This is a genomic window from Paenibacillus sp. J5C2022, from assembly GCF_025567625.1.
Lineage (GTDB): Bacteria > Bacillota > Bacilli > Paenibacillales > Paenibacillaceae > Pristimantibacillus.
In genome coordinates this window covers 31,760-48,617 of record NZ_JAOQJC010000006.1, presented here as the reverse complement: position 1 = coordinate 48,617, position 16,858 = coordinate 31,760, and the positions used below count along the sequence as shown (strand labels likewise).

Annotated in this window: 11 protein-coding genes; 10 read left to right on the top strand and 1 reads right to left on the bottom strand. The window is 56.1% G+C overall.

The genetic code is table 11. The features are described 5' to 3' along the window. The first annotated feature begins 15 nt into the window (after window positions 1-15). Together gcvPB and M6D81_RS06625 are read left to right on the top strand one after the other, a co-directional pair. Entirely contained in the window at window positions 16-1,572 is a 1,557-nt protein-coding gene (gene gcvPB / locus M6D81_RS06630) for an aminomethyl-transferring glycine dehydrogenase subunit GcvPB (protein ID WP_262676055.1), read from the top strand. A 112-nt stretch (window positions 1,573-1,684) separates the two neighbouring features. Continuing rightward, a complete protein-coding gene (locus M6D81_RS06625; RefSeq protein WP_262676054.1) occupies window positions 1,685-2,662 on the top strand; it encodes a DMT family transporter in 978 nt (325 codons plus the stop codon). Here M6D81_RS06625 and M6D81_RS06620 read toward each other — a convergent pair. Next, window positions 2,657-4,027: a VanW family protein gene (locus M6D81_RS06620; RefSeq protein WP_262676053.1), complete on the bottom strand. Its 1,371-nt coding sequence runs from the start codon at window positions 4,025-4,027 to the stop codon at window positions 2,657-2,659. The two genes, M6D81_RS06625 and M6D81_RS06620, sit on opposite strands and share 6 nt — an antisense overlap. Before the next feature lie 256 nt (window positions 4,028-4,283). Between M6D81_RS06620 and ftsE the strand changes: the two genes are divergently transcribed. From ftsE to uvrA, 8 genes are all read left to right on the top strand, one after another. Then, window positions 4,284-4,970 carry a cell division ATP-binding protein FtsE gene (ftsE, locus tag M6D81_RS06615; protein WP_262676052.1) on the top strand — a complete coding sequence of 229 codons (687 nt, stop codon included), beginning with the start codon at window positions 4,284-4,286 and terminating at the stop codon, window positions 4,968-4,970. Beyond that, window positions 4,960-5,877, top strand: coding sequence for a permease-like cell division protein FtsX (gene ftsX / locus M6D81_RS06610; protein ID WP_262676051.1), 918 nt, complete (start codon window positions 4,960-4,962; stop codon window positions 5,875-5,877). The genes ftsE and ftsX overlap by 11 nt, the downstream gene beginning before the upstream one ends. A 9-nt stretch (window positions 5,878-5,886) precedes the next feature. Further along, complete coding sequence (locus M6D81_RS06605) at window positions 5,887-7,101, top strand: murein hydrolase activator EnvC family protein (RefSeq protein ID WP_262676050.1); 1,215 nt, start codon at window positions 5,887-5,889, stop codon at window positions 7,099-7,101. Window positions 7,102-7,287: 186 nt separating this feature from the next. Next, window positions 7,288-8,748, top strand: coding sequence for a S41 family peptidase (locus M6D81_RS06600; protein ID WP_262676049.1), 1,461 nt, complete (start codon window positions 7,288-7,290; stop codon window positions 8,746-8,748). 109 nt (window positions 8,749-8,857) lie between these two features. Next, a complete protein-coding gene (locus M6D81_RS06595; protein ID WP_262676048.1) occupies window positions 8,858-10,207 on the top strand; it encodes a PDZ domain-containing protein in 1,350 nt (449 codons plus the stop codon). Then, complete coding sequence (locus M6D81_RS06590; protein ID WP_262676047.1) at window positions 10,197-11,657, top strand: transglutaminase domain-containing protein; 1,461 nt, start codon at window positions 10,197-10,199, stop codon at window positions 11,655-11,657. Before M6D81_RS06595 ends, M6D81_RS06590 begins: the two co-directional genes overlap by 11 nt. A 238-nt stretch (window positions 11,658-11,895) precedes the next feature. Next, entirely contained in the window at window positions 11,896-13,884 is a 1,989-nt protein-coding gene (gene uvrB / locus M6D81_RS06585; RefSeq protein ID WP_262676214.1) for an excinuclease ABC subunit UvrB, read from the top strand. A gap of 18 nt (window positions 13,885-13,902) precedes the next feature. Next, window positions 13,903-16,788: an excinuclease ABC subunit UvrA gene (uvrA, locus tag M6D81_RS06580; protein WP_262676046.1), complete on the top strand. Its 2,886-nt coding sequence runs from the start codon at window positions 13,903-13,905 to the stop codon at window positions 16,786-16,788. Window positions 16,789-16,858: the final 70 nt, after the last annotated feature.

Genomic DNA, 16,858 nt, shown 5'->3' with positions numbered 1-16,858 from the left:
GGGAGGAGAGGCACGATGAATCGTATCCGCAGAGATCATAAAGTGAGGGATTTCCACCAGGCCAAATGGGACGAACCGATCATATTCGAGCTGCATCAGCCGGGAGAGAGAGGCGTGCTGCCGCCGGAGGCGGAACAAGGGATCGCCGCGGCAGTAGGTGACGGCGTATCCGCCATTCCTGCCGTCATGCGGAGAACGGCTCCGCCTTCACTGCCGGAGATTGGGCAAGCCAAAGTGCTGCGCCACTACTTGCGCTTGTCGCAGGAGACGCTGGGCTCCGATCTGAACGTCGAGATCGGGCAGGGCACATGCACGATGAAATATATTCCGCGCGTCAATGAAATGCTCATTCGTTCGCCTAAAGTGGCCGATCTTCATCCGCTGCAGGATGAGAGCACGGTGCAGGGCATGCTGGAGATCTATTATGCCATGGATCTTGCCATGAGAGAGATTAGCGGCATGGACGCCTTCTCATTCCAGCCCGGCAGCGGTACGCAAGCGCTGCTTGCCATGGCCTCGATCGTACGGGCCTATCATGAGGCGAACGGCGAAGGAGAGCAGCGGGCCGAGATCATTACGACGATCTTCTCCCATCCGTCGCAGGCGGCCACAGCGGCGGTGAAGGGATACAAGATTATCACGCTGCATCCCGACGAGAACGGCTTCCCCGATCTGGAGAAGCTGAAGGCGGCGGTGTCGGAGCGTACGGCCGGATTCGTCGTCGCGAATCCGGAGGACACGGGCATATTCAACTCCAGAATTAGAGAATTTACCGATGTCGTGCATGCTGCCGGCGGAATCTGCTATTACGATCAGGCGAACGCGAACGGCTTGCTCGGCATCGCCAGAGCGAAGGAAGCGGGCTTCGATATGTGCTTCTTCAACCTGCACAAGACGTTCGCCGCGCCGCATATGTGCGGCGGTCCCGCTACGGGCGCGCTGGGCGTCACGGAGCAGTTGAAGCCCTACTTGCCGGGGCCTTGCGTCGTGAAGGAAGGGGATCGCTATACGTTCGAATGGGATGAAGAACGGAGCATCGGCAAAGTGCGCTCCTTCCACGGCGTGGCCCAGACCGTCCTCCGATCCTATGCCTGGATTCGCAGCCTGGGCGCGGAGGGCTTGGAGCAGGTGGCGAAGATTGCGGTATTGAACAACAATTATCTTTATCGCAAAATTACGCAAATCCGGGGGGCAAGCGCACCGTATGTGCAGGGCGGCCGCCTGGAGCAAGTCCGCTACAGCTGGGAGCAAATGACGAAGGAGACGGGGGTGACGACGGAGGATGTGCAGCGTCGAATGTGTGACTTCGGCTTGCATTATTGGACGAGCCATCATCCTTATATCGTCAAGCAGCCGTTCACGCTGGAGCCGACGGAGTCCTACTCCAAGGACGATCTGGACGAGTATATCGCGGCGCTGGAACAAATCTCGTACGAAGCTTACCATACGCCGGATATCGTGAAGGAAGCCCCTCATGCGAGCACCGTTCACCGGATTGACGAATCGTCGCTGGACGATCCGGACAAGTGGTGCACAAGCTGGCGCGTCTATTTGCGCAAAACCTGCTCCTAGTTGCTATAATAGAAGAGTCGATTCACCTCGCCACTTGCAGAAGTGGGAGTCCTCTCGACTAATTTGGATAGATTTCTGCAGGACAGCAGTATACATTGGGGAGACATGCATCTTGAAGGGGAAAGCCGAGCAATTTTTCAGCAGCAAATTCGGTGTCGTTGTTGGCGCGACTACGGCAACGTTATTATGGGGAAGCGCATTTCCTTTTGTCAAAATCGGCTACGGCCAGCTGGACATTCATCGTGACGAAGTGTTCGAGCAGATTCTGTTTGCGGGTTACCGCTTCCTGCTTGCGGCGGTACTGATTATGGTCATGATGAAGCTGTTCCGCATCAAGGAAGTGCGCTCCCTGCAAAATGTGCGCACAGTCATTGCCGTTTCCATTTTTCAAACGGGATTGCAATACTTGTTTTTTTATATCGGTTTAAGCGCAAGCAGCGGAATGAACGGCTCGATTATTGCCGGCACCACTTCATTCTTCCAAATGCTGCTTGCTCATTTTATGTACAAAAACGAACGCTTGGACAGAAGCAAATATGCGGGCTTAACGCTAGGCATGGCGGGAATAGCCATGGTCAGCCTGAGCGCCGGCTCCTATATGTTCTCCTTCGGCTACGGCGAGATGCTGCTGTTGCTGGCCATGTTCTGCGGGGCGCTGGGCAACATTCTGTCCAGAGAAGGCGCGCAGCGGATGGATGTCTTCTACCTGACCTCCAGACAAATGCTGTTCGGTTCGCTGGCGCTGATCGGCATCGGCGCCTCGCAGACGGGGCTGCTTCCGTTCACGTTCACACTGCAGTCGGCGGCGGTGCTGCTCTATCTGGCCATGCTGTCCGCAGCGGGCTTCATCTTATGGAATTTCATTATGAAATACAATCAGGTCGGCAAAGTGTCGATGTATCTCTTCCTCATCCCCGTATTCGGTGTCATCTTATCCAATGTGCTGCTGTCGGAGACACTCCGGTGGATAACGCTGGTATCGCTGGCGCTGGTTGCAGCCGGCATTGTTATGGTGAACGGGGAGCGACGTCCGACGCGAAAGCCTCAGCGCGGACCTCTAATTGAGGACCGCCACAAGTCGGGCTTATGACGGACCCACCTCTACAATAGCGGGCTGTGCCCGATACGTATCGCGGGAGACGCGCTCGCGCGATACGACCTCTCCGTCGCGGAGCCGTGTACGGTAAGTGTCTACCACGTAGCCTTGCTTGCCTTTCTCCTTCACTACCCTGCTGCCGGGAGCCAACGCCTCGTTAACCGATTGCTTCACTTCCGGGGCGATCGTCCGCACTGTCTCTGAATGGATTTCGTAGCGTTCATTGTCCGGCATCGTGCCGAACAGCTTGACGGTGAGCTGGCGATCCTTCACTTCCGTGCGGATAATCAGATGCTTGCCCGTGGAATTGCGGAACTTGAAGTCGATCGCGTCCGTCGCGTAAGTGGCGTCGTGGCCAAGCGGCAAGTAAGCGACGGGCAGTGAGTGGTTGCGGCGCTCGACGATATCAAGTCCAGCCCGCAGCACGGCCTGATACAAGGTGCTCGACACCTGGCAGATGCCGCCGCCGATGCCCGGCACCAAGCGCCCGTTCAAGATGACGGGCGCTTCCTGGTATTGATGGCGCTCCTCCGTCAAGGCGATCAGCTCGCTATAGGAGAACACCTCATCAGGAGCCAGATGCCAATCGTGCAGCGTCTCCGCAGTCACTGTGATGTTATGCGCCCTTCCTTCGCTGCTTGTAGCGAAGCTTGTCGTGAAGGACATCATTTTGCGAGAGACGCCTTCATCCTGCAGCTTCTCCAGCGTCGTCTCCGGTTCAACGACCGCGACGGGCAGCTCGGCCCGGAACACCTGCGGCTCCACGTCCGCTACGGGACCCTGCTCCTTCTCGATCATCCACCCGCTCACAGCGCTCACCAATTCCGACGTCTCCAGTCTGAATGCGTTGCGGTGCGCCTTATAGCGCACTTCGTCATCTTCCGTGATGAAGCGCACGGCATTCTGCGGCTCGCTCTCCTCGATCCAGCCCCACTGCATGCGCAGCGAATCCTCGAATAGCTCCTGCTTCCAGGACTGAGTCAGCTCGAACGCGCCGGGGAAATGGTAGCGGTATTTCGCGCGTTCCAGAAGATTGCCCTCGCGCAGCTTCAACAGAGCCGCCCTCAGCTCCAGGAATTGCGCCCTGTATCCCAACTCCGATGCCAGCCTGATATATCGATCGCTTGCCGGACCCGTGCCCTGTATGTCGATTTTACGCGCCATCAGGGCGTTCTCATAGTCTTCGGCGAGTTGAATCGCGGCGTCTATCTCCATTCCGCCGATGGGGATATGGCCGGCCAATACGCCCGGCGGCACAGTATCCTGCTTGGCATATTGCCACAGCAGCGCCCAGCCGGCAGCCGCAGCCAGCAGCAGCAGCGACAGTGCAGCGATAATCGTGATGCGCCATATTTTCATTTCCGGCAACAACATCCTTTCGTGACAGAGTGCAATTCTACATATATATGCTGAACGCATCGTTACCTTTCCAATCCGTACAGCGCGATGCGAATAACGGAATGCCGATGTCCATTCGACAAATCGCTCAAACATTAGAATTGTGAAAAAAGATGAAAGACTGCTCTTGTTGAAGGAATTAGCAAGACGCTGTCGAAATAGTAAAACTGGCTATACATACAGTACAGCTTCAACTTCATACAGGATGTGATATCGCGTGATCGAGATGCAAGACATATGGAAGACTTACGCAGACGGAACGCATGCGCTTCGCGGTGTTTCGGTTTGTATAGATCGTAATGAATTCGTTTATCTAGTCGGCCCGTCCGGCGCGGGGAAATCAACGTTTATGAAGCTTATCTATCGGGAGGAAGTTCCTACGAAGGGGCAAATCTCGGTGAATGGCTTTAATATAGGCAAGCTGAAAGCACGTAAAATTCCATACGTGCGGAGAAACATCGGAGTTATCTTCCAGGATTTTCGTCTTCTTCCAAAGCTGTCAGTGTATGATAATGTCGCTTTCGCGATGGAGGTTATCGAAGCGCCACGCCGCATTATGAAGAAGCGTGTGATGGAGGTGCTGGAGCTTGTCGGATTGAAGCACAAGCACAACAGCTTGCCGTCGCAGCTGTCCGGCGGCGAGCAGCAGCGCGTGTCGATTGCCCGGGCAATAGTGAATAATCCGTCGGTTATCGTAGCGGATGAGCCGACAGGGAATCTGGACCCCGACACTTCGCTCGACATTATGAATCTGCTGGAGGAAATCAATTTCCGGGGCACGACCATCGTTATGGCTACACACAACAAGGAAATCGTCAACTCGATGCGCAAGCGGGTCATCGCGATCGAGAACGGCAATATCGTGCGCGACGAAGCAAGAGGGGAGTACGGTTATGAAGCTTAGTACGATCCTCCGGCATATACGAGAAGGTGGCAAGAGTACGATTCGCAACGGCTGGATGACATTCGCCTCCATGAGCTCAATATTTATTTCGCTGCTGATATTAGGCATATTTGTGCTAATGGCGATGAATGTCAACTATATGGCCGACCAGATCGAGAGCAGGGTGCAGATTCGGGTCTATCTGGAGTCCAATGTGGATGCGGCGAAGGAGAAGGAGCTGCAGAACAAGATCGGCAACATCACGGAAGTAAGCAAAATCACTTACGTCTCCAAGCAAGAGGGACTGCAGATGCTCCGCGATTCCATGGGCGAAGAGAACAAGGACTGGCTGGAGGGCTACACGGACGAAAACAATCCGTTGCCGGTATCCTTCACCGTAGAAGTCTACGATCCGCAGACGGTAGAGTCGGTTGCGAAGCAGATTCAGTCGATTAACGATGCGGACGGCACGGCGCCGATCTTCCGGATCAAATACGGGCAAGGAACTGTAGAGACGCTGTTCAAAATTACGAATGCGGTGCGCAATGTCGGGTTCGTCATCGTCATCGGACTTGGCGTAACCGCCATGCTGCTTATATCCAATACGATCAAAATGACCATTATTAATCGAAGCAGAGAGATTAGCATCATGAAGCTGGTAGGCGCGACGAACGCGTTTATCCGGTGGCCGTTCTTCATCGAGGGAGCCTTGATCGGGGTGATCAGCTCCGCATTGACGACCGCCGTCGTGCTTGCGGGCTACGGGCAATTGATAAAGTACGCCCAGTTGGATTTGTCGCTTATGCTCATCCAGATGGTTCCGGTGTCTGAAGCTTGGCCGCTGACGGCGGGCTTGATTATGATTATCGGCACGCTGATCGGTATTTGGGGCAGTACCATCTCCGTTCGAAAATATTTGAAGGTGTAGGAGGATTATATGAAGAAACTGAACGCAATCGTCATAGCCGCCGCTATGTTTACGGTCTTCACGCTTCACCCTGTTGGCAGTGAAGCGTCCTCTCTATCGGAAATCAATAAAGATATCAATAAAGTGAACAGCGAAATAAGAGATGCAGAGCATGAGGCTGCCCATACGAGCGAGCAAATCAAGCTGACCGAGAAGGAAATGAAAGAGCTTCGGGCCAGAACGGACAAGCTGGAGAAGGAAATCAAGCAGCTCATGGCAGATATCAATAAGGTTGTTGCCCAAAAGGTAGATACAGAGGGAAAGAAGGTCGCCAAGCAGGAAGAGATCGATCAAACCGGCATAGAGCTGAACGAGGCGATTCAGCGAGTGGAAGAGCGGGATGCGATGCTGCAGAAGCGCATGAAAATTATGTACACGAACGGCGCCGTCTCCTATCTGGAAGTGCTGCTGAGCGCCAAGAGCTTCACGGACTTCCTGGACCGATTCGACGCGCTGCAGACGATTCTGAGCTCCGACCGCAAAATTCTGGACGAGCACAAGCGCGACCAGAAGCTGGTGGAGGAGAAGAAAGCGGAGCAGGAGAGTCAATATGCGGAGCTGCAAGAGCTTGTGTATGAGCTGGAGCTGCAGGAAGCGGATCTTCATGACAAAGAGAAGGACAAAGAAGTGATGATGGCCAGCTACAATGATAATCTGAAGAAGCTGGGCGAGACGCTGGAAGAGCTGGAGCAGATCAGCGAGGATCAAGAAAAAATGCTGCTGGATCTGGCAGGCAAAAAATCGAAGCTGATTGCGGAGAAAAACCGGATTCAAAATCCTTACACCGGCGGCAAGCTGGGCATGCCAATCGGCAAAAATTATCGTGTCACCTCCAGCTTCGGCATGCGGGTTCATCCTATTACCGGCAAGAAGAAGCAGCATACCGGCACGGACTTCGGAGCGCCGTCGGGCACCGCGATCCTCGCGGCTGAGGACGGGATCGTGCTCGTCTCCAAGTTCATGGACGGTTACGGCAATGTCATTATCATCGATCACGGCAACGGGCTTTGGACGCTGTATGCTCACATCCGTCACGGAGGATTGCTAGTCGAAGAAGGCGATGCCGTCAAACGGGGCGATCAGATCGCCGAAGTAGGCAATACGGGCAACTCTACCGGCCCGCATCTCCACTTTGAAGTGCGCAAGGATCAAGTGCCGGTCAACCCGGGCGGATATTTGAAATAAGCGATTCTCAGGCAGCCAGCAGACCGCTGGCTGTCTTGTTCTACGGGAGGCTTCGATAGCCGGCATCGGATATGTCATGACGGCGGGGACAGAGGGACTTTCTAATAAATGTCTGTCTGCTGTCATATACTAATGCGGTGTTGTGTCGGTCTTGTCAGTCGGAATCAGATGAAGGTGGTGGGCAAGGTGAGCTTCAAGGGACGTACAGTATTAGCCTTAGTGCTATTGACAATGATGGGGTCTGTCCTGATTACGTTGTCGGTAGCGGATCAGTGGGACAGAGAGACGAAGCAGGCATCAAGCGGATCAGTGGCAGCCGCCGCTGACGGCGGCGGACAATTCGAGCTGAAGAAGGAAGAGCTGGCGAAGCTGAATGCCGTCATGGAACTGATTGAGACCAAATATTATGAGGAAGTGGATCGGGAAGAGCTGGTCGACGGCGCGGTGGAAGGAATAATGAGCGCCTTGAAAGATCCTTATTCCGTCTATATGGAGGAAGAGACAGCGACGCATTTCTCGGAGTCGATTGAAGGCTCCTTCTCGGGAATCGGCGCTGAAGTGACGAGCGAGAACGGGAAGATCGTCATCGTATCGCCAATAAAGGGATCTCCGGCGGAGCAAGCGGGCTTGCACGCCAAGGATATTCTCATGTCGGTGAACGGAGAGAGCATGGAAGGGCTGAGTCTGCAGGAAGCCGTCATGAAAATCCGCGGGCCGAAGGGAACGAAGGTGAAGCTCGAAGTACAGAGGAGCGGATTCAGCGAACCGGTGCAAATCGCGCTCATTCGGGATGATATCGATATCGAGACAGTCTACGCCACGCTCGGTCCGGATGGCATCGGCGTGATCGAAATACGTCAGTTCTCGCTCAATACGGCCAAGCGGTTCAAGGAAGAGCTGGAGAAGCTGGAGCGTGAGGGTATGACGGGGCTGGTGCTGGATGTGCGCAACAATCCCGGCGGCGTGCTGCCGGTCGTGGTGGAGATCGCTCAGACGATGATGAAGGAAGGCGCTACGGTCGTGCAGGTGGAAGGGCGCGACGGAGACCGCAAGGGCACGCTGGCGGAAGGCGGAGAGAAGAAGCCGTATCCTATAGCCGTGCTGACCAATAAAGGCAGCGCCAGCGCATCGGAAATACTGGCCAGCTCCTTGCAGGAAGCGTCCGGCGCTAAGGTTGTCGGAGAGCGCTCGTTCGGCAAGGGAACGGTTCAGGTTAGCTATAATAAAGCGCTGGGGGATGGCAGCCTGATCAAGATGACGATTGCAAAATGGTTGACGCCAAAAGGCAATTGGATACATGAGAAGGGTGTGGAGCCGGATATCGAGGTCGCTCCCCCCGAGATGTACAGTGTCGCCAGAATGACGAAGGAAGTTACGCTGAAGCGCGATCAGCTGAACGAATCCATTCGCAGCGCCCAGATTATGCTGGAGGGGCTTGGCTACAAGCCTAATCGGGATGACGGCTACTTCAGCATCGATACGGAAGAAGCCGTGCGGAAGTTCCAGTCGGAGCGGAATTTGCCAGTAACCGGGGAGATTGACGATAACACCGCGCTGGCGTTGGAGAAGGCGGTTATCGATTGGCTCCGCGACAAGGACAACGATGTGCAGCTGCAGAAAGCGATTGAAACGGTTAGCAGGAAATAACGGAAATGCGTCGAACATATACAAGGTTGGCTTTGTTTAGCAAAGCCAGCCTTTTCTGGTTGTTTGTCCTGTCACTTGAAACGCGATCAGCTTGGAGGGAGTGTTTCCATTGGAGATAGCGTCTGCGATGCTGAATATGTTCGGAAGAGCTGTTGCGGGACTCCTGACGCAGCCCTTTTATTATATTGCTGTCCTTTTCATCATTTTGCAATATACTCGTCAAATGACGATGGAGCGCAAGCTGTTCGCCGTGAAGCTGCGCGATTGGAAGCCGCTTGCGCTTAAGGCGCTCGCAGCCGGTCTCGCCGCAGGTGTTGCGGTCTCTGCAGTGGGCGCATTTATCGGCGCGTCGATTACGGGCTATGCGGTAGTATGGCTGTGGTCGGTCGCGCTTGTTTTGCTGTTGTTTCGGATTCGTTACTTATGCTTCGCCTACAGTGCCGGAATCATAGCGCTTCTGCAGTGGGCGCTGGGCTTCACGGATTGGGCGGAGAGAGATGGGCTGACAGGCTCGGTGCTCGCCACACTGGCGGACATAGACGCCGCAGGGCTGCTCTTGCTCGTCGCGCTGCTTCATATGGCGGAAGCCGTCCTGGTAAGATGGCAAGGCGACAAGCTGGCCAGCCCGCTGTTCCTGGAGGGGAAGCGGGGCAAGCTTGTGGGCGGATACATGCTGCAAGGATTCTGGCCGGTTCCGCTGTTCCTGCTGGTTCCGCTGTCGGGAAGCGCGGGCGAAGCGGCGGGCTATTCTGCACAGCCTCTGCCGTGGGGTACACTGTTCGGTGCCGACTGGGCGCAGGGATGGACGATCGCCGCGCTGCCGATGGTCATCGGCTTCACGGAGATGACGCGTGCGCAGCTTCCGCAGCAGAAGGCGAAGCATGCGGCGGGAGGACTGCTGGTATATAGTGTGCTGCTGGCGGGTGCGGCGCTCGCCGCCTGGTGGCTGCCTGCTCTGCTCCCGCTGGCTGCACTGCTGTCCATTGTGCTGCATGAGGCGCTCGTCTGGCGGAGTGCGTCCGCAGAGGCGAAGCTGCCGCCCAAGTTCGTTCATGACGAGCGCGGACTATGTATACTGGGCATTGTGCCGGGTACTCCTGCGGATGAGATGGGACTTGCCGCGGGCGAGATTATTCATAAAGTGAACGGAACGACCGTACGAACGAAAGAAGAATTGTATGCGGCGCTTGTCCAGAATTCCGCTTTCTGCAAGCTGGAGGTATACAATCTGGAGGGTGAGTTGAAATTCCTCCAGCGCGCACGTTATGCGGGGGAGCATCACCAGCTTGGCGTCATTCTTGCACCCGATGAGCGGGCGGACTATTATGCGGAGAGGGGTCCTTCTTCCTTGCTGGGATTGCTGAGAAGGAAGCGGACAGCGAACAAGCGCGTATTGCTGAATGCGGGTAAGGATAGAGAGAGCGAAGCGGCGGGAGGGAATATGAAGGGTGAAGGGTAATGCGAGACGCATAGCTTCCCTGTGGGCCCTATTCACCTTGCTGAGCGCGACGCTTCTTGCACAGGATGCGAGAAGCTATGCCGCGGGACTGTCGCTATTTGTCGATACCGAAGGCTACTGGGCGCAGGAAGCAATCGAATGGGCGGTGCGGGAGGGCATCGTGACTGGGTATGAGGACAACACATTCCGGCCGGACAAGCCGGTCACGCAAGCGCAGTTCTTGACGATGCTGCTGCGGGCGTATTCTCATCAGAGCAGTCCGGATATATCGAAGAACAGCCCTTGGGACGAACCGTCGTGGCGCTTCTCCGAGGGGATGAATTGGGAGCTCGGAGAGCGGTACGCTGCGGCTTCCCGCGGCAGAATTGCGATTCTTATCGGCAATTCTCTCGGATATGCCTGCGATGAGAATCAATATATTCAGCTGCTGTACGATAGAGGATTGTCTAGCGGCAAGAAGGACAAGACGATTGCGGGATATGCGAAGGAGGAAGCGTTGACCCGTGCCCAGGCCGTCGTCTTCATCCGCAATATGCATGGTATGGTGGAGAAGCTGCAGGCCAGGCCCAGCTTGCCCTCAGCAGGCTGCCCAGAGGTGGGGGCGTCATCGGAGGAACGATCCGTGACGAAGGGCGGCTATACGATTACCAGCGACAGAACGAACTCCAGCAGCGTGACGCTGACGGGCTCATTCACCCGGGAGCGCGACGTGCTGGTCAGAATATCGAAGGGCGATAAAGTGGAGAAGGAAGTCTATGCGACGGAGGGCAATCGGCTGCGGCAGCCGTTGTACTTCAGGCATGGTCCCGGCCAGTACCGCATCGAGTTGTTCGAGAGGGACGCCGGAAGCGAAGAGGGCGAATTTACAGGCGTGCTATGGGGGGAGCAAGCTTTCCTGGTCAGCAATGAAGACCGGCGCGACCTGTCCTACCTGCTGCCGACGCCTTATGTGCAGAGCGATCATCCCGACATTATGGCGCTCTCCCAGGAGATTACCGAGAGTCTGGTCAGCGATTACGAGATAACGAAGGCGATTCATCAATGGGTCGCGACTCATATCGCTTATGATGTGGAAAGCTTCCGTAACGGAACCTCGCAATTGCACACGACTACGGAAATTTTGGAGAGAGGAATGGACGTCTGCAGCGGCTACGCCAACATAACGGCCGCCTTGAACCGCGCCGCCGGCATTCCGGCGAAAATTGTCATCGGAACGGCCATATGGGCCGATCAGGGAGAAACCTGGGAAACGACGATAAAGACCGACAACCATGCCTGGGTGGAGACCTATGTGGACGGCCGCTGGATCGTTCAGGATACGACCTGGGACGCCGGTTCCGTCGATGACGACTGCGGTTGCTTTCGGTTCAATTATGACACGGCCTACTTCGACCCTGATCCGGATCAATTCGCGATTACCCATCGCAAATCGAGAGACCGAAATATGTAGAATGCGCTCTAGCAGCTGCCACGCAAGCGGAATGGACTTGTCTGGCAGCTTTTCAATTTCTTCGACGTAACAACCATTGCATGGCCGGAGGGATAACGTTATAATAAGTGTCATGAGAACAAACATTCTTATTTATGGGAATGTGCTTGAGCGGACTGAACAATGACTATACTGAAGCTATATGGAAGAAAGCCGGAAGCCAGGCACAACGGGACGGAGGGGTCATGCAGTGAGTGGAATGGAACGCGAAGCCAGACTGTTTCAACTGAAGTCGGAGTACAAGCCACAAGGCGATCAGCCGGGAGCGATCGACAGGCTCATTGAAGGCGTGACGGAAGGGAAGAGGCACCAGACGCTGCTGGGTGCGACGGGCACGGGCAAGACGTATACGATTGCCAATACGATTGCAAGGCTGAACAGGCCTACGCTCGTCATTGCCCATAACAAGACGCTGGCGGCGCAGCTGTGCAGCGAGTTCAAGTCGTTCTTCCCGGACAATGCGGTGGAGTACTTCGTCAGCTACTACGATTACTATCAGCCGGAGGCGTACATCCCTTCCACGGATACGTTCATCGAGAAGGACAGCAGCATCAACGACGAGATCGACAAGCTGAGGCACTCCGCGACGAGCTCCTTGTTCGAGCGCCGCGACGTTATTATCGTAGCGAGTGTATCGTGCATATACGGTCTGGGCTCACCGATGGAATACGGCAGCCTGGTGCTGTCGCTGCGGACGGGGATGGAGAAGTCGCGGGACGACATTCTTCACAAGCTCGTGGATATCCAGTATCAGCGCAATGACATCAGCTTCACGCGGGGGACGTTCCGCGTGCGGGGAGACATTGTGGAGATATTCCCTGTCTCCAACAATGAGCGCGCGGTCAGAGTGGAGCTGTTCGGCGACGAGATCGAGCGCATCTCGGAGATTGACGTGCTGACCGGGGAGATATTGGGGGAGCGCGAGCATATCGCCATCTTCCCGGCCTCCCACTTCGTCACGCAGGAAGAGACGATGAAGCGCGCCATCGTCAATATTGAGCGGGAGCTGGAGGAGCGGCTGGCGGAGCTGCGCGGGGAGAACAAGCTGCTGGAAGCGCAGCGGCTGGAGCAGCGAACGCGCTACGATCTGGAGATGATGGCGGAGATGGGCTTCTGCTCCGGCATCGAGAACTATTCCGGTCCGCTTACATTCCGGGAGCGGGGAGCGACGCCGTACACGCTGCTGGACTACTTCCCGGAGGATATGCTGGTCGTCATCGACGAGTCGCACGTTACCCTGCCGCAGATACGAGCGATGTTCAACGGAGACAAGGCGCGCAAGGAAGTGCTCGTCAATCACGGCTTCCGGCTGCCGTCGGCAATGGACAATCGGCCGCTGCGCTTCGAGGAGTTCGAGGGTAAGACGAAGCAGCTGGTCTACGTCTCGGCTACGCCGGGACCCTATGAGCTGGAGCACTGCCCGGTCATGGTGGAACAGATTATTCGTCCGACGGGTCTGCTGGACCCCGTTATCGATGTACGCCCTACGAAGGGTCAGATCGACGATCTGCTTGTCGAGATAAGAGATCGGATCGACAAGGACGAGCGGGTGCTCATTACGACGCTGACGAAGAAGATGGCGGAAGACTTGACCGATTACTTCAAGGAGATCGGGATCAAGGTCCGGTACTTGCATTCCGATATCAAGACGCTGGAACGGCTTGCGATATTGCGCGATCTGCGTCTTGGCGTATTCCATGTGCTCATCGGCATCAATCTGCTGCGGGAAGGGCTGGACTTGCCGGAGGTATCGCTCGTCGCCATTCTGGATGCGGACAAGGAGGGCTTCTTGCGCTCCGACCGATCGCTTATCCAGACGATTGGGCGAGCAGCCCGCAACAGCGAGGGCAGAGTTATCATGTATGCCGACAAAATAACAGATTCCATGGACCGTGCCCTCAAAGAGACGGAGCGCCGCCGCGGCATGCAGATTGCATTCAACGAGAAGCACGGTATCACGCCCCAGACGATCCGAAAGCAGGTGCACGCCGTTATCGAAGCGACGAAGGTGGCGGAGCAGAAGGCGGATTATCTGACGGGATCGGGCGCCGGCAAGATGTCGAAGAAGGATCGCCAGTCGCTGATCGAGCGGCTGGAGGCAGAGATGAAGGAAGCGGCGAAGAGTCTGCAGTTCGAGCGCGCTGCAGAGCTGCGTGATGCGCTTCTGGAGCTTCGTGCGGAGATGTGAATGTAGGAGGAGAAGGAATTGGCTAGTGACAAGATTGTAGTAAAGGGCGCAAGAGCCCACAATTTGAAAAATATTGACGTAACGATTCCCCGCGACAGGTTCGTCGTGTTGACGGGACTAAGCGGATCGGGCAAGTCCTCCCTGGCATTCGATACCATCTATGCGGAAGGCCAGCGCAGGTACGTGGAGTCGCTCAGCGCGTATGCGCGGCAGTTCCTGGGGCAGATGGAGAAGCCGGATGTGGATTCCATCGACGGCTTGTCCCCGGCGATCTCGATCGATCAGAAGACGACGAGCCGCAATCCCCGCTCTACCGTCGGTACGGTCACGGAGATATACGATTACTTGCGCTTGCTGTTCGCCCGTGTAGGGCGGCCGCACTGTCCTCAGCACGGCATTGAGATTACGTCGCAGACGGTGCAGCAGATGGTCGACCGCATTATGGAGTATCCGGAGCGCACGAAGCTGCAGATTATGGCTCCAGTCGTGTCGGGACGCAAGGGGGAGCATGCGAAGCTGCTGGCGGACATAGGCAAGCAGGGGTTCGTGCGCGTACGCGTGAACGGAGAGCTCCGGGAGCTGAGCGAGAAGATTGAGCTGGAGAAGAACAAGAAGCACAGCATTGAAGTAGTTGTCGACAGAATCGTCGTCAAGCCGGACATTCATGCGCGGCTGGCGGACTCGCTGGAGACGGCGCTCAATCTCGCGGACGGGCGTGTGCTCGTCGACGTGATGGGGGAAGAGGAGCTGCTGTTCAGCTCCAATCTGGCTTGCCCGGAATGCGGCTTCAGCATGGAAGAGCTGGCTCCCCGCATGTTCTCCTTCAACAGCCCTTATGGCGCTTGTCCGGACTGCGACGGTCTGGGAGCCAAGATGATTGTAGATCCGGAGCTGCTTGTGCCGGATACGAGCAAATCGATTAAAGACGGAGCGTTCCTGGCTTGGGCCGGAAGCACGTCCAATTATTATCCGCAATTTCTGAGCGCGGTCTGCAAGCATTACGGTATATCGGAGGACGTCCCTGTATCGGAGCTGACGCCGGAACAGATGAAGAAGCTGCTGCAAGGGACAGGCGGCGAGAAGGTGCGCTTCGTCTATGAGAATGACTTCGGGCTTCGCAAGGATGCTTACGTTCCGTTCGAGGGGATTGTCAATAATCTGGAGCGGCGTTACCGGGATACGGCATCGGAGATGATGCGGGAGCATATCGAGGGATATATGAGCTCCAAGCCGTGCGCTTCCTGCAAGGGAGACCGGCTTCGCAAGGAGACTCTCGCCGTCACGGTCGGCTCCAGCAATATCGCCTATGTCACTTCATTGTCGATTGGCGACGCCAGCCGCTTCTTCGACGGCCTGCAACTGACGAAGAAGGAAGAGACCATTGCCCACCTGATCTTGAAGGAGATTAACAGCCGGCTCGGCTTCCTCGTCAACGTCGGCTTGGAATATCTGACGCTTAACCGGGCCGCGGGCACCTTGTCCGGCGGCGAGGCGCAGCGAATTCGGCTGGCGACGCAGATCGGGTCCAGCTTGATGGGGGTGCTGTACATTCTGGATGAGCCCAGCATCGGCCTTCATCAGCGGGACAACGACCGGCTGATTCAGACGCTGGAGCATATGCGCGATCTGGGCAATACGCTGATCGTCGTCGAGCATGACGAGGATACGATGCTCGCGGCGGATTATATTATCGACATCGGACCCGGCGCAGGCATTCACGGCGGTCAAGTGATCGCGCAAGGCTCGCCTCAAGAGGTGATGAACGACGAAGCCTCCTTGACGGGACAATATTTGTCGGGGCGGAAGTTCATCGAGGTGCCGCTGCAGCGGCGCGCTACAGGCGACAAGTGGCTGGAGGTGCGCGGCGCCAAGGAGAATAACCTGCGGAATATTAACGTGAAGATTCCGCTCGGCGTCTTCTCTGCGGTAACGGGCGTATCGGGTTCCGGCAAATCGACATTCGTGAACGAAATTTTGTACAAGACGCTGGCCCGCGACTTGAACAAGGCGAAGACGCGCCCGGGGCAATACCGCGAGCTGCGCGGACTGGAGCATCTGGAGAAGGTGGTCGATATCGATCAGTCTCCGATCGGACGTACGCCGCGCTCCAATCCGGCTACCTATACCGGCGTCTTCGACGATATTCGCGATCTGTATGCCAACACGAATGAAGCTAAGGTAAGGGGCTACAAGAAAGGCCGCTTCAGCTTCAATGTGAAGGGCGGACGATGCGAAGCTTGTCGCGGGGACGGCATTATCAAGATCGAGATGCACTTCCTGCCGGATGTATATGTGCCGTGCGAGATATGCAAGGGCAAGCGTTACAACCGCGAGACGCTGGAAGTGAAGTACAAGAGCAAAAATATTGCCGAAGTGCTGGAGATGACCATTGAGGACGGATGCTCCTTCTTCGAGAACATTCCCCGCATTCACCGCAAAATTAAAACATTGCTGGATGTCGGTCTCGGCTATATGCGGCTGGGTCAATCTGCGACGACACTGTCCGGCGGCGAGGCGCAGCGCGTGAAGCTGGCTTCGGAGCTGTATCGGCGCAGCACCGGCAAGACGCTGTATATATTGGATGAACCTACAACAGGCTTGCATGTCGACGATATTGACCGGTTGCTGACAGTGCTGCATCGACTGGTGGATTCCGGAGAGTCCGTGCTGGTCATCGAGCATAATCTTGATGTGATCAAGACGGCTGACTATCTGATCGACTTGGGACCGGAAGGCGGCAGCGGCGGCGGCACAATCGTTGCGACGGGATTGCCGGAGCAAGTGGCGGAGGTGGAAGGCTCCTATACTGGCCGGTATTTGAAGCCGATATTGGTACGCGACCGCGAACGGACGGAGAAGCGATACGCAGGGAAGGAGAGCGTTGCAGCAGGAGCGGAGCAGTAGTTGCTCGCTCCCGCGCGGCTTGCGAAGCGAGTTTGCTTTGCAAGCTTGCAAAGCGCTCATCTTCGAATGA